Genomic DNA, 13,555 nt, shown 5'->3' with positions numbered 1-13,555 from the left:
CCTCACATTATTTATAATCATAGAATCAATAACAATCAAGTGCAGCTCGTCAGATTTTGGTTATTTATCATTATTCGTTACGTTTTTTGTACTTTAAATCCTCGAAAATCTCATTATACGATTTAAATAGAGTCATAAAAAACAAAACAGGCTCTATTTAAGAGCCTGTTTTATCATTATCCACGAACTTTAGATTTAGGTTTACTTTTCCCACCAAACGGTCTTTTCTCACCTGTTTCACGAGGAGGTAAACCAGTATGTTGCGTTAGAACCTGTCCTTTTTGTGGACGCTTTTGATTCGAATGATTATTCGTTTGCTGATTATTTCGTTTAACCGAATCACCTGCTGCAGACGAATTTTTCTTACGAGCAGACTTATATTCCCCTTCTGTGCCTTTTGGCTGATAAGTCGGAATTAAATGCTGCTTCGAATTACCAATTAAATCTGCGCGCCCCATCTCTTTTAGGGCCTCACGAAGTAATGGCCAGTTGTTTGGATCATGATAACGCAAGAATGCTTTATGCAGACGACGGCGTTTCTCGCCTTTTACAATATCAACTTTTTCAGTATAGCGAGCGACTTTAGCAAGCGGGTTTTTGCCCGAATAATACATGGTTGTTGCAGTTGCCATTGGCGATGGATAGAACGTCTGTACTTGATCGGCACGGAAACCATTCTTTTTCAACCAAATTGCAAGGTGCATCATGTCATAATCTGAAGTACCCGGATGCGCAGCAATAAAGTAAGGAATTAAATATTGCTCTTTCCCTGCTTCTTTACTGAAACGGTCAAACATTTGTTTGAAACGATCATACGTACCAATACCCGGTTTCATCATCTTAGATAACGGACCTTGTTCGGTATGTTCAGGAGCAATTTTTAAATAACCACCAACATGGTGTTGTACTAGTTCTTTTACATATTCAGGGTTGAGTACCGCAAGGTCATAGCGCAGACCAGAACCAATCAGAATTTTCTTCACACCTTTAATTGCGCGCGCTTTACGGTAAAGCTGTACTAAAGGTGCATGATCCGTATGCAAGTTTTGACAAACACCCGGATATACACAAGAAGGTTTACGACAGTTTTTCTCAATTTCAGGATCTTTACAGTGCAAACGGTACATGTTTGCTGTTGGGCCACCTAAATCTGAAATAATACCGGTGAAGTTTGGTGCCGTATCACGGATTTTTTCAATCTCACGTAAGATCGAATCTTCCGAACGGTTTTGGATAATACGACCTTCATGTTCTGTAATCGAACAGAATGTACAGCCGCCAAAACAGCCACGCATAATGTTGACCGAGAATTTGATCATATCAAATGCAGGGAAACGCGCATCACCATAAGTAGGATGTGGCAAACGTGCATAAGGTAAATCAAACACATAATCCATTTCCTCCGTAGTTAGAGGAATTGGAGGCGGGTTAATCCACACATCTCGTTCACCATGGCGTTGAACGAGTGCACGAGCATTACCAGGGTTGGTTTCAAGGTGCAAAATACGGTTTGCATGCGCATAAAGCACTTGATCATTTGCCACTTCTTCAAAAGAAGGTAAGCGAATAACCGCCAACTCTCGTGGTGGTAATTTGTGTTTAATTGCTTTTGACGGTGCTGGCTTTAATTGAACGATTTGAGTGTCGTCATCAAGTTTGTCGCCTTCACGCACAATGGGATTTGCAACAATCTCTTTTTGGAAATTTTGATACTGAGCTAAAGAGTTACCCTTTTCTTTTTCAACCTCACAGCCATCAATATCTTCTGTCATGACATATGGGTTAATAATTGGATCAACACGCCCAACCGTATCTACATCATTACTCGCAACTTCAACAAACTTTGCTTTTGATGCTTTGTTATGTTTATTAATAATAAATGCCGTACCACGAACATCTGTAATCTCGTGGATTTTCTCACCTTTAGCCAAACGATGCATTACATCAATAATGGCACGCTCACCATTACCATACATCAGCAAATCAGCTTTTGAGTCCATCAAAATCGAACGACGGACTTTATCTGACCAATAATCGTAGTGTGCGATACGGCGTAAACTGCCTTCAATACCACCTAATAACACAGGTACATCAGGGAATGCTTCTCGACAACGTTGGCAATAAACTGTTGCTGCGCGGTCTGGACGTTTATTTGGTTCATTATTTGGAGAATATGCATCATCCGAACGGATTTTACGATCTGCCGTATAACGGTTAATCATCGAATCCATATTACCTGCGGTTACACCCCAAGCAATTGTTGGCTTACCTAAAACTCGGAAGCTTTCAACATTGGTCCAGTCTGGCTGCGCAATAATTCCGACACGGAAACCTTGTGCCTCAAGCACACGTCCAATCACACCTGATACAAATGATGGATGGTCAATATAAGCATCACCACAGACTAAAATAAAGTCACACGCATCCCAGCCGAGTTGGTCCATTTCTTCTCGTGACATCGGCAAAAATGGCGCTGGTTCAAAACACGACGCCCAATATTTGTCGTAATCAAACAGCGCTTTTGGCGCAGTTTGCATGGTATAAGCGGTAGACATGGCTTTTGAATCTCGGCTAGCAGATGAAGGAGAGACATCTAAAGATGAAAGCCGATCATTTTAACATGAATTTCATTCATTTTCCCTGTTTATAAAACATGCGAAAACAACGATATAGAAATTAATTTGATTAAACTTTACTCAATATTTTATTCTTGTAATAAATACGGCGGACCAAAATCCGCCGCAGTTTTAATTTTTATTTATAGAGCTTAGAACAAAGCTTTTGGCAAACGAATTTGAATAATCTCGTTATCGTCAGCCAGTTTTGCGTTACGTCCTGTCGAACCAGGGAAATTATTATCATTGAAAACCGTCAGCGTTGTGCCATTTTCAATAATTACATCTTCAATGGTTTCAAATGGAAAAGCAAAAACCTCCCCCGTACCAATATCCCCTGCTCTAGCTGTGCCATACAACAAATTCGGGTTAGCAATTTTAATTAAATCGACTAAATCTTCACGGCTTACTAGCTGACCTGACTCATTCAATTTAATACGGATTAATTTTTTATATCCACCTAAATTGTTCTGAGTCGCATCACGTTCAATAATAATTCCTTCTTTATCATTAAAGAGTTGGAAGTCACCAATATTGGTTGCCTTGCTGTCTAACTGGAACCAATAATATTTTCCTGTATACACTTTTTTCTTCACATCAAATTGCGAAATCAGCAACTGTCTTTCCGTTTCTCGAATTGATTTAATTGGCTTTTCTATAAGAGGGTAAAGATACTGCCCATCTGGCGAAATCGCCATTCCTTCAAAACCACCACTTTGTTGAACTAGAGGTTCTACAAAATTAATTTGTGCTTTATTAAACTGATTTTGTGGTGAACGTAATTCTTGAGTCGGATGTAACGGATTTGGCAGAGCAATCGGTGCATCTAATAACACACCATTTGCTGAAAAATGAAGTAAATAAGGCCCAAACTCATCTCCAATCCAGTAGGTCCCGTCACTAGTACGCTGCATCGACTCTGGGTCAAAATCAGCGCCCGTTAATAAACGCTCAGGTGTATTACCATTGATGATATTAAATGGAATTAATTTATTCGGATCACGCAGTTGGATAAAGCTTTGTACAGTAACTTGGCTCGTGCCTTTAGCTTTAGTTTTGAAATCAGGCTTTATTTTATAAATACGAAGTAAAAAGTCTGCTGAATTATCTTGAGTTCCAAAACCGTTATCGGCCATTGCCATATAACTGCCATCTTCATTTTTTAATGCAGCAGAAAAGCCTTGTACAGGTTGACCTTTAAATGGAGGATAAATTCCATTTGCACCTTTCACATATGCACCAGAGTCTGGACCAGCAGCATAAGTTTCTACAGGTAATTTAGCAAAAGAAATTAAGGTTGGTTCGGTAACGTTTTCAGTAGGTGAAGTTTGTTCTTGGTCGTTATCATCATTACATGCCGCCAATCCTAAACTGGCACAGCATAATAATACCGCTAATGTTTTTTTGCTCATGGTTTTATACAGTTGATAAAAAATTAAGCAAATTTAATCAAGCTTATATGAAGTTTTTACTTCAAAAAGATGAAATCTTTATGGCGAAAATATGACAAGACCAACTATTTAATACAACTTCAAAAATTAGACCTCTTCGCTAAAAACTGCTTAAAGTTTTGTTGGCTGATATTCTCCAGCAATTGCTGCTTTTAAAAATTTTTGGAAAGTTGGACATTCCATATGATTTTCAGCAGGACATACAGCAGCGTGTTCTAATCCCTGGCTGATAAAATGCAATCGCTTTGCCATTTGCTCTAATTGTTCAGCTTTATCTTTTAGTTTTTGACGGTCAAGATCAGGCTTACCATCTTGCCCAAACATTGTGGCAATTTCATTTAAAGAAAATCCTGCAGCACGACCTAAAGCAATTAATGCCAGTTGATCAATTACTTGTTTGCCATATTGTCGACGTAAGCCTTGCCGCCCTATCGATTTAATTAATCCTTTCTCTTCATAAAAGCGTAGGGTAGCCGTTGTGACTTTTGCCTTCTTAGCGACTTCACCAATATCCATAATACCCTCTTGACTTCAAGTGAACTTTAATTTGCACAATAAATTTATCACGTTTCATACGTATAAAAGCAAGGTGTAAAAATGAATACATCCACTCTGTTCTTTCAAGCTTTATGTCTTGGTATTGGTGCAACCATCGTTATGGATATATGGCTGTTAATACTAAAAATATTTAAGGCCCCGACTTTAAACTTTGCCTTTCTTGGACGTTGGGTGGGCTGGATATTTCAAGGAAAACTCGTCCATCAATCTATTGCTAAAAGTACCCCAATAAAGGGGGAATATTTATTAGGCTGGATTGCTCACTATAGTGTCGGGATTATCTTCGCATTGAGCTTTCTCTTCATTGTAGGTTCGACTTGGCTCGACCACCCTCAGTTTTACTCAGCACTACTGTTTGGTTTGATCACCGTTCTCATTCCTTTTTTTATTATGCAACCAGCTATGGGTAGTGGTTTTGCCTCATCAAAAACACCTCATCCTTTTTTGAACTGTCTGAAAAGTTTGCTGAACCATAGTGTTTTTGGCTGTGGTTTATATCTCACTGCAAAACTATTTCAAATTTAAATAAAGGGAAATTTCCATGAAAACTGTTGCCATTATTTACCATAGTCGCCAAGGTCACACCCAATTTATTGCTCAGCAAATTCAAACTGGTATTTTGAGCCATAAAAATATGAGAGCAGATTTACTCAATGCCGAAGATATTATCAACAGCCCAGAAATTCTTATCCAATATGACGGCTTAATTTGGGGCTCCCCCACTTATTTAGGTGGTGTATCTTCCAAATTAAAACAACTCATGGATGCAACTGGTCCATTATGGAAAAAACAAAGTTTTAAAGGAAAATTAGCGGCTGGATTTACCGTTTCCTCCCTTCCTGCTGGTGATAAACAATCGACGTTAATTTCGATTTTCACCTTTTGTATGCAACACGGCATGTTATGGGTCGGTAATCCAATCATGCCTGAACAGCACAAAGGCATTCCTTATACGCAAGCAGCCAACCGTCTCGGTTCATGGTCAGGCTTAATGGCTCAAGCTGAACATGGCAGTAATGCAGATGGTTTTGATGAAGGAGATATTAAAACTGCTCAACAATTTGGAGAAAATTTTGCATTGACCTTAAATGCTTATCAAGGAATATAAGGCCATGAAAGCACAGAAACTTTTATTCCTCTTAATTTTATCAGGAATGATGTCTTTTATAGTTTCAGGTATTTCAACTTTCAAGGCTGTAGGGCTAAATCATCACTTCGTTTCATTATGGTTATCGGCTTGGATCATTGCATGGATATTAGCTTTCCCAAGTGTATTGATTTGTGCTCCTATAGCCCAAAAATTAGTCGACATCATATCTAAGAAAGTTGAAAAAAAACGACTGTAAGTTAAAACGTACAAAACTTGCGGTGATTTGCGGATATTCAGCTTTAGTATTTTTTCATAGTATATAAATCATAGAGAGACAGGATGTCTCATTGAAGAAGAATAAGAACGCAGGAAGCGGTAGTTGACAGGAGTTAACTACATAAAGCTGAATACGAAGAAACCTCGACAGGATGTCGGGGTTTTTTCATTTTAATTATACAAAATTCTTACTTTCTAGATGTGCTGAGCAACAGAACTTATATTGATCCGATAAGTACAGCTGAATACCATCATTTCATTTGAAATTTGATTATTGGTTTTGTATTTTGCTTACCTCATCTTTAGCTCAAGATCATTTTGAACCATCAGAATTACACCGCCTTAGCCTCAAATTTTTTATTATTGCATTGATGACAATAATGACAGGGTGTACAAGCTTAGGACCGAATAGTGGCTCATTTTCTTGGCGCTCCAATAAACTCTCGTCTGGCTTACAAAAAGCTTATTCTGTTCCAGCGAGTACAGCCAATCGGCTATCTCCAATGATTATTCAAAGTGCTGACCAATATAATGTCCCCCCTCTTTTACTCGCAGCAGTCATCAGGCAAGAGTCTAGTTACAATAGTAATGCTCGCTCTCCTACTGGCGCCGTCGGTTTAACTCAAATTATTCCAAGTTATTGGCAACAAACTTGTGCGGGGAATTTATATGATGAAACCACTAATATTCAATGTGGTGCTTATATCTTAAATCACTATTATCAGTCAGCTGATAGTTGGTTCAAGGCAACAGCTTATTATAATGTGGGACCAACTGGATATGAGCGAAGCTTCTGGACACGACACAAAGCAAAAAAATATGCTCGATCTGTGAAACGTCATCAGAAAACTTTAAAAAGTGCATTATAAATTCAGATCAAATAAAAAAAGCCCATCTATTAATGGGCTTTTTTACATAGTTAATTTTATTCGTCAAATAAACCTTCAAATAAAACAGAAGATAAATAACGTTCTCCGCTATCAGGAAGAATAACAACTATTGTTTTACCAGCATTTTCAGGACGCTCTGCAATTTTAGCTGCAGCAGCCAAGGCAGCTCCACTTGAGATACCTACCAAAATACCTTCTTGAGTTGCACAGTTTCTCGCCCATTGAATTGCTTCTTCACTATTCACTGGTAAGACTTCATCAACCAAATCTAAATCAAGATTTTTTGGAATAAAGTTTGCACCAATCCCCTGAATTTTATGGGGTGCAGGCGTAATACTTTCACCACTTTTAGTTTGAGTAATAATTGGAGACTCAGCAGGTTCAACTGCTACTGAGTACAATGGCTTATTTTGGACCTGTTCAAAATAACGAGAAATACCAGTTATCGTACCTCCAGTACCTACGCCAGCAACTAAAATATCAACCTGCCCACCTGTTGCTTGCCAAATTTCTGGGCCAGTTGTGTCCACATGAATTTGTGGATTGGCTGGGGTTTCAAATTGTTGTGGCAAAAAATAAACATCTGGCTGCTCAGTTGCTAATCGTACCGCTTCATCAACCGCACCTTTCATCCCTTTCGCCGGTTCAGTTAGAACTAAATTAGCACCTAAAGCTTTTAATACTTTTCTGCGTTCAAGACTCATGCTAGCTGGCATAGTCAAAGTAATTGGATAACCCTTCGCCGCCGCAACAAAAGCCAATGCAATCCCCGTATTACCACTAGTTGGTTCAACTATATGCATGCCTTCTTTCAACACACCTCTTTTTTCTGCATCTGCAATAAGTGCAGCCCCAATACGGCATTTCACAGAAAAGGCAGGATTACGACTTTCCACTTTCGCTAATACAGTTGCACCAGTTTTAATTAAACGGTTGATACGAACTAAAGGAGTATTACCAATAGCTTCTGCATTATTTGAATAAACTGCGATACCTAAATTATTGGGTGTTGGGAATTGTTGATCGGTAGACATGTTATATCCTTATTAGACTTGATATGAATTTCTTCCATTATAATCATATAAAGAATTATAGGTATAAATTCCGGGCAATAAAAGAAACACCCCCATTCGTTAGAACGGGGGTGTTTAGAATAATGAGCTGGCGATGACTTACTCTCACATGGGTAACCCCACACTACCATCAGCGCTAAGAGGTTTCACTTCTGAGTTCGGGAAGGGATCAGGTGGTTCACTCTTGCTATGGTCGCCAGCACAACTGGTATGGATACTTGCTTCGTTTTATTCACTGTGTGATACGTTGCGTTTTCCAAATCTTTACAGATGGGCTGATTGGTCTGATTTTTCGTTGTTCATTTTAGCTAGTAGTATAACTAAATCAAGTTGCTTTGCATGTTTATGAATCGATTGATGCTTCATATACAACTGCTTGGGTGTTGTATAGTCAAGCCTCACGAGCAATTAGTATTGGTCAGCTTCACATATCACTATGCTTCCACATCCAACCTATCAACGTCCTAGTCTCGAACGGCTCTTTAGAGGAATAAATTCCTAGGGAAATCTTATCTTGAGGTAGGCTTCCCGCTTAGATGCTTTCAGCGGTTATCCCTTCCGAACATAGCTACCCGGCGATGCGACTGGCGTCACAACCGGTACACCAGAGGTTCGTCCACTCTGGTCCTCTCGTACTAGGAGCAGATCCTCTCAAATTTCCAGCGCCCACGGTAGATAGGGACCGAACTGTCTCACGACGTTCTAAACCCAGCTCGCGTACCTCTTTAAATGGCGAACAGCCATACCCTTGGGACCTGCTTCAGCCCCAGGATGAGATGAGCCGACATCGAGGTGCCAAACACCGCCGTCGATATGAACTCTTGGGCGGTATCAGCCTGTTATCCCCAGAGTACCTTTTATCCGTTGAGCGATGGCCCTTCCATACAGAACCACCGGATCACTAAGACCTACTTTCGTACCTGCTCGACTTGTGGGTCTCGCAGTTAAGCGCGCTTTTGCCTTTATACTCTACGCGTGATTTCCGACCACGCTGAGCGCACCTTCGTACTCCTCCGTTACTCTTTAGGAGGAGACCGCCCCAGTCAAACTACCCACCAGACACGGTCCTCGTCCCGGATAACGGGACAGAGTTAGAACCTCAACATTACCAGGGTGGTATTTCAAGGACGGCTCCATTGGAACTAGCGTTCCAACTTCAAAGCCTCCCACCTATCCTACACAAGTAAGGTCAAAGTTCAGTGTCAAGCTGCAGTAAAGGTTCACGGGGTCTTTCCGTCTAGCCGCGGGTACACTGCATCTTCACAGCGATTTCGATTTCACTGAGCCTCTGCTGGAGACAGCGCCGCCATCATTATGCCATTCGTGCAGGTCGGAACTTACCCGACAAGGAATTTCGCTACCTTAGGACCGTTATAGTTACGGCCGCCGTTTACTGGGGCTTCGATCAAGAGCTTCGCTTACGCTAACCCCATCAATTAACCTTCCAGCACCGGGCAGGCATCACACCCTATACGTCCACTTTCGTGTTTGCAGAGTGCTATGTTTTTAATAAACAGTTGCAGCGGCCTGGTTTCTGCGGCTGTCGTCAGCTCAGGAAGCAAGTTCCATCACCAACAACAGCGTACCTTCTCCCGAAGTTACGGTACCATTTTGCCTAGTTCCTTCAGCAGAGTTCTCTCAAGCGCCTTGGTCTACTCGACCTGACCACCTGTGTCGGTTTCGGGTACGATTCCTGTGTAACTGAAGCTTAGAGACTTTTCCTGGAAGCATGGTATCAGCCACTTCACTGTACAAGTACAGCTTGCTATCGGATCTCAGTATAGAGTACCCCGGATTTGCCTAAGATACATACCTACATCCTTCCACCTGGACAACCAACGCCAGGCTGACTTAACCTTCTCCGTCCTCTCATCGCATTACACAGAAGTATTGGAATATTAACCAATTTCCCATCGACTACGCCTTTCGGCCTCGCCTTAGGGGTCGACTCACCCAGCCCCGATTAACGTTGGACTGGAACCCTTGGTCTTTCGGCGAACGGGTTTTTCACCCGTTTTGTCGTTACTCACGTCAGCATTCGCACTTCTGATACCTCCAGCATACTTCTCAATACACCTTCATCGGCTTACAGAACGCTCCCCTACCACTTGACTAATGTCAAATCCGCAGCTTCGGCACATAGTTTTAGCCCCGTTACATCTTCCGCGCAGGCCGACTCGACTAGTGAGCTATTACGCTTTCTTTAAAGGGTGGCTGCTTCTAAGCCAACCTCCTAGCTGTCTATGCCTTCCCACATCGTTTCCCACTTAACTATGATTTTGGGGCCTTAGCTGGCGGTCTGGATTGTTTTCCTCTTGACTACGGACGTTAGCACCCGCAGTCTGTCTCCCGGATAGTACTCATAGGTATTCGGAGTTTGCATCGGTTTGGTAAGTCGGGATGACCCCCTAGCCGAAACAGTGCTCTACCCCCTATGGTATTCGTCCGAGGCGCTACCTAAATAGCTTTCGGGGAGAACCAGCTATCACCAGGCTTGATTAGCCTTTCACCCCTATCCACAAGTCATCCCCTGGCTTTTCAACGACAGTGGGTTCGGTCCTCCAGTTAGTGTTACCCAACCTTCAACCTGCTCATGGATAGATCGCCTGGTTTCGGGTCTATACCCAGCAACTAAACGCCCTATTAAGACTCGATTTCTCTACGGCTCCCCTATACGGTTAACCTCGCTACTGAATATAAGTCGCTGACCCATTATACAAAAGGTACGCAGTCACACCACGAAGGTGCTCCCACTGCTTGTATGCATGCGGTTTCAGGATCTATTTCACTCCCCTCACAGGGGTTCTTTTCGCCTTTCCCTCACGGTACTGGTTCACTATCGGTCAGTCAGGAGTATTTAGCCTTGGAGGATGGTCCCCCCATATTCAGACAAGGTTTCACGTGCCTCGCCCTACTCGTCATCATTATGTGTGCCCTTTCGTGTACGGGAATATCACCCTCTACGTTCGCACTTCCCAGAGCGTTCCACTAAAACACACATAACTTAATGGGCTGATCCCCGTTCGCTCGCCGCTACTGAGGGAATCTCAATTGATTTCTTTTCCTAAGGGTACTGAGATGTTTCACTTCCCCTCGTTCGCCTTGCAACACTATGTATTCATGTTGCAATACCTACCTTAAAGTAGGTGGGTTCCCCCATTCAGAAATCTCCGGATCAAAGGATATTTGCCGCCTCCCCGGAGCTTTTCGCAGGCTATCACGTCTTTCATCGCCTCTGACTGCCAAGGCATCCACCACATGCACTTAATTACTTGACTATACAACCCCAAACAGTCGTCAACACCTACAAGTGAGTGTTGTCCGTGCGATTCTTCATCGCTACTATCTGTTGTTTGTGTACTTAAACACTGTACAGCTTCAATCTAAATTCATATACCAAAACGCTTGATTCAGTTAATTTGCTAGTTCTCAATTCATCTAGATTAATTGCTTAATCTAAACTCTTGAGTGAACAATTTATTTCAGACTCAATTTTGCCAATCTGTTAATGAATAAACACGCCTTCGTCAGGTCATGCTTAATACCGTGATACTTAAATCACAGAAGTTAATAAACCAAGACCGAAATCTCTATTTACTAATTTCTGTAATCCGAACTTCTCTTAAGTTCTGGTGGAGACTAGGAGAGTCGAACTCCTGACCTCCTGCGTGCAAAGCAGGCGCTCTACCAACTAAGCTAAGTCCCCAGCTTACATCATCAGTCATGTATCTTTTATCTATAACTTCAACCAGTCAAAGTCATGGTGGGTCTGACAAGACTTGAACTTGTGACCCCACGCTTATCAAGCGTGTGCTCTAACCAACTGAGCTACAGACCCTCAGATACATCTATGAAGAACAACTTGTTGTGGATTCTTACCAATCGTCAATCTTTCGTTAAGGAGGTGATCCAGCCGCAGGTTCCCCTACGGCTACCTTGTTACGACTTCACCCCAGTCATCGGCCACACCGTGGTAACCGCCCTCTTTGCAGTTAGGCTAGCTACTTCTGGTGCAACAAACTCCCATGGTGTGACGGGCGGTGTGTACAAGGCCCGGGAACGTATTCACCGCGGCATTCTGATCCGCGATTACTAGCGATTCCGACTTCATGGAGTCGAGTTGCAGACTCCAATCCGGACTACGATCGGCTTTTTGAGATTAGCATCCTATCGCTAGGTAGCAACCCTTTGTACCGACCATTGTAGCACGTGTGTAGCCCTGGCCGTAAGGGCCATGATGACTTGACGTCGTCCCCGCCTTCCTCCAGTTTGTCACTGGCAGTATCCTTAAAGTTCCCGACATTACTCGCTGGCAAATAAGGAAAAGGGTTGCGCTCGTTGCGGGACTTAACCCAACATCTCACGACACGAGCTGACGACAGCCATGCAGCACCTGTATGTAAGTTCCCGAAGGCACCAATCCATCTCTGGAAAGTTCTTACTATGTCAAGGCCAGGTAAGGTTCTTCGCGTTGCATCGAATTAAACCACATGCTCCACCGCTTGTGCGGGCCCCCGTCAATTCATTTGAGTTTTAGTCTTGCGACCGTACTCCCCAGGCGGTCTACTTATCGCGTTAGCTGCGCCACTAAAGCCTCAAAGGCCCCAACGGCTAGTAGACATCGTTTACGGCATGGACTACCAGGGTATCTAATCCTGTTTGCTCCCCATGCTTTCGCACCTCAGCGTCAGTGTTAGGCCAGATGGCTGCCTTCGCCATCGGTATTCCTCCAGATCTCTACGCATTTCACCGCTACACCTGGAATTCTACCATCCTCTCCCACACTCTAGCTAACCAGTATCGAATGCAATTCCCAAGTTAAGCTCGGGGATTTCACATTTGACTTAATTAGCCGCCTACGCGCGCTTTACGCCCAGTAAATCCGATTAACGCTTGCACCCTCTGTATTACCGCGGCTGCTGGCACAGAGTTAGCCGGTGCTTATTCTGCGAGTAACGTCCACTATCTCTAGGTATTAACTAAAGTAGCCTCCTCCTCGCTTAAAGTGCTTTACAACCATAAGGCCTTCTTCACACACGCGGCATGGCTGGATCAGGCTTGCGCCCATTGTCCAATATTCCCCACTGCTGCCTCCCGTAGGAGTCTGGGCCGTGTCTCAGTCCCAGTGTGGCGGATCATCCTCTCAGACCCGCTACAGATCGTCGCCTTGGTAGGCCTTTACCCCACCAACTAGCTAATCCGACTTAGGCTCATCTATTAGCGCAAGGTCCGAAGATCCCCTGCTTTCTCCCGTAGGACGTATGCGGTATTAGCATTCCTTTCGAAATGTTGTCCCCCACTAATAGGCAGATTCCTAAGCATTACTCACCCGTCCGCCGCTAAGATCAGTAGCAAGCTACCTCTCTCCGCTCGACTTGCATGTGTTAAGCCTGCCGCCAGCGTTCAATCTGAGCCATGATCAAACTCTTCAGTTAAAATCATTTTGTACCTTATTTAAAGACAAGGTACCAATTCTGGCTCATCAATTACTGACTTAAATTTCGCTCAAATAAACTTCGAGTAATTTAAACCAATCAATCAATGAAAATTATTTCGATTAATCAACCAGTAAAAATCCACACAAGTTGTTCTTCAATTCTCT

General features: G+C 42.7%; 8 protein-coding genes, 2 tRNA genes and 3 rRNA genes. 4 read left to right on the top strand and 9 right to left on the bottom strand.

The genetic code is table 11. From position 1 onward, the window contains the following. Positions 1–176: 176 nt before the first annotated feature. The 3 genes from J655_RS18725 to J655_RS18715 form a co-directional block, all read right to left on the bottom strand. Positions 177–2,555 carry a YgiQ family radical SAM protein gene (locus J655_RS18725; RefSeq protein WP_005804000.1) on the bottom strand — a complete coding sequence of 793 codons (2,379 nt, stop codon included), beginning with the start codon at positions 2,553–2,555 and terminating at the stop codon, positions 177–179. 212 nt (positions 2,556–2,767) lie between these two features. Beyond that, a complete protein-coding gene (locus tag J655_RS18720) occupies positions 2,768–4,027 on the bottom strand; it encodes an esterase-like activity of phytase family protein (RefSeq protein WP_005803998.1) in 1,260 nt (419 codons plus the stop codon). Positions 4,028–4,177: 150 nt separating this feature from the next. Further along, a complete protein-coding gene (locus J655_RS18715) occupies positions 4,178–4,582 on the bottom strand; it encodes a helix-turn-helix domain-containing protein (protein WP_000350995.1) in 405 nt (134 codons plus the stop codon). A gap of 81 nt (positions 4,583–4,663) precedes the next feature. Here J655_RS18715 and J655_RS18710 point away from each other — a divergent pair, with 81 nt between their 5' ends. From J655_RS18710 to J655_RS0104690, 4 genes are all read left to right on the top strand, one after another. Next, positions 4,664–5,149 carry a DUF2938 domain-containing protein gene (locus J655_RS18710; RefSeq protein WP_005803994.1) on the top strand — a complete coding sequence of 162 codons (486 nt, stop codon included), beginning with the start codon at positions 4,664–4,666 and terminating at the stop codon, positions 5,147–5,149. Between the two features lie 16 nt (positions 5,150–5,165). Next, positions 5,166–5,732: a flavodoxin family protein gene (locus tag J655_RS18705; protein ID WP_005803991.1), complete on the top strand. Its 567-nt coding sequence runs from the start codon at positions 5,166–5,168 to the stop codon at positions 5,730–5,732. A gap of 4 nt (positions 5,733–5,736) precedes the next feature. Then, positions 5,737–5,970, top strand: a complete 234-nt coding sequence (locus tag J655_RS18700; protein WP_005065652.1) for a DUF2798 domain-containing protein — start codon at positions 5,737–5,739, stop codon at positions 5,968–5,970. 280 nt (positions 5,971–6,250) lie between these two features. After that, on the top strand, positions 6,251–6,859 hold the full coding sequence (locus J655_RS0104690; RefSeq protein ID WP_014208138.1) for a lytic transglycosylase domain-containing protein: 609 nt from the start codon (positions 6,251–6,253) through the stop codon (positions 6,857–6,859). Between the two features lie 56 nt (positions 6,860–6,915). On the opposite strand, the gene cysK is transcribed toward J655_RS0104690, so the two are convergent. From cysK to J655_RS18670, 6 genes are all read right to left on the bottom strand, one after another. Then, entirely contained in the window at positions 6,916–7,914 is a 999-nt protein-coding gene (gene cysK / locus J655_RS18695; RefSeq protein WP_032052762.1) for a cysteine synthase A, read from the bottom strand. A gap of 125 nt (positions 7,915–8,039) precedes the next feature. Beyond that, positions 8,040–8,154: ribosomal RNA gene (rrf, locus tag J655_RS18690) — 5S ribosomal RNA — on the bottom strand. A 186-nt stretch (positions 8,155–8,340) separates the two neighbouring features. Continuing rightward, positions 8,341–11,231: ribosomal RNA gene (locus tag J655_RS18685) — 23S ribosomal RNA — on the bottom strand. A gap of 352 nt (positions 11,232–11,583) precedes the next feature. After that, a tRNA-Ala gene (locus J655_RS18680) sits at positions 11,584–11,659 on the bottom strand. Between the two features lie 55 nt (positions 11,660–11,714). Next, positions 11,715–11,791, bottom strand: a tRNA-Ile gene (locus J655_RS18675). Between the two features lie 59 nt (positions 11,792–11,850). After that, a 16S ribosomal RNA gene (locus J655_RS18670) occupies positions 11,851–13,388 on the bottom strand. The 16S, 23S and 5S rRNA genes sit together here with 2 tRNA genes alongside, the layout of an rRNA operon. Positions 13,389–13,555: the final 167 nt, after the last annotated feature.

Source organism: Acinetobacter sp. 1294243 (genome assembly GCF_000588015.1).
GTDB classification, from domain to species: Bacteria; Pseudomonadota; Gammaproteobacteria; order Pseudomonadales; family Moraxellaceae; genus Acinetobacter; species Acinetobacter pittii.
This window is presented reverse-complemented; position numbering and strand designations above follow the sequence as displayed.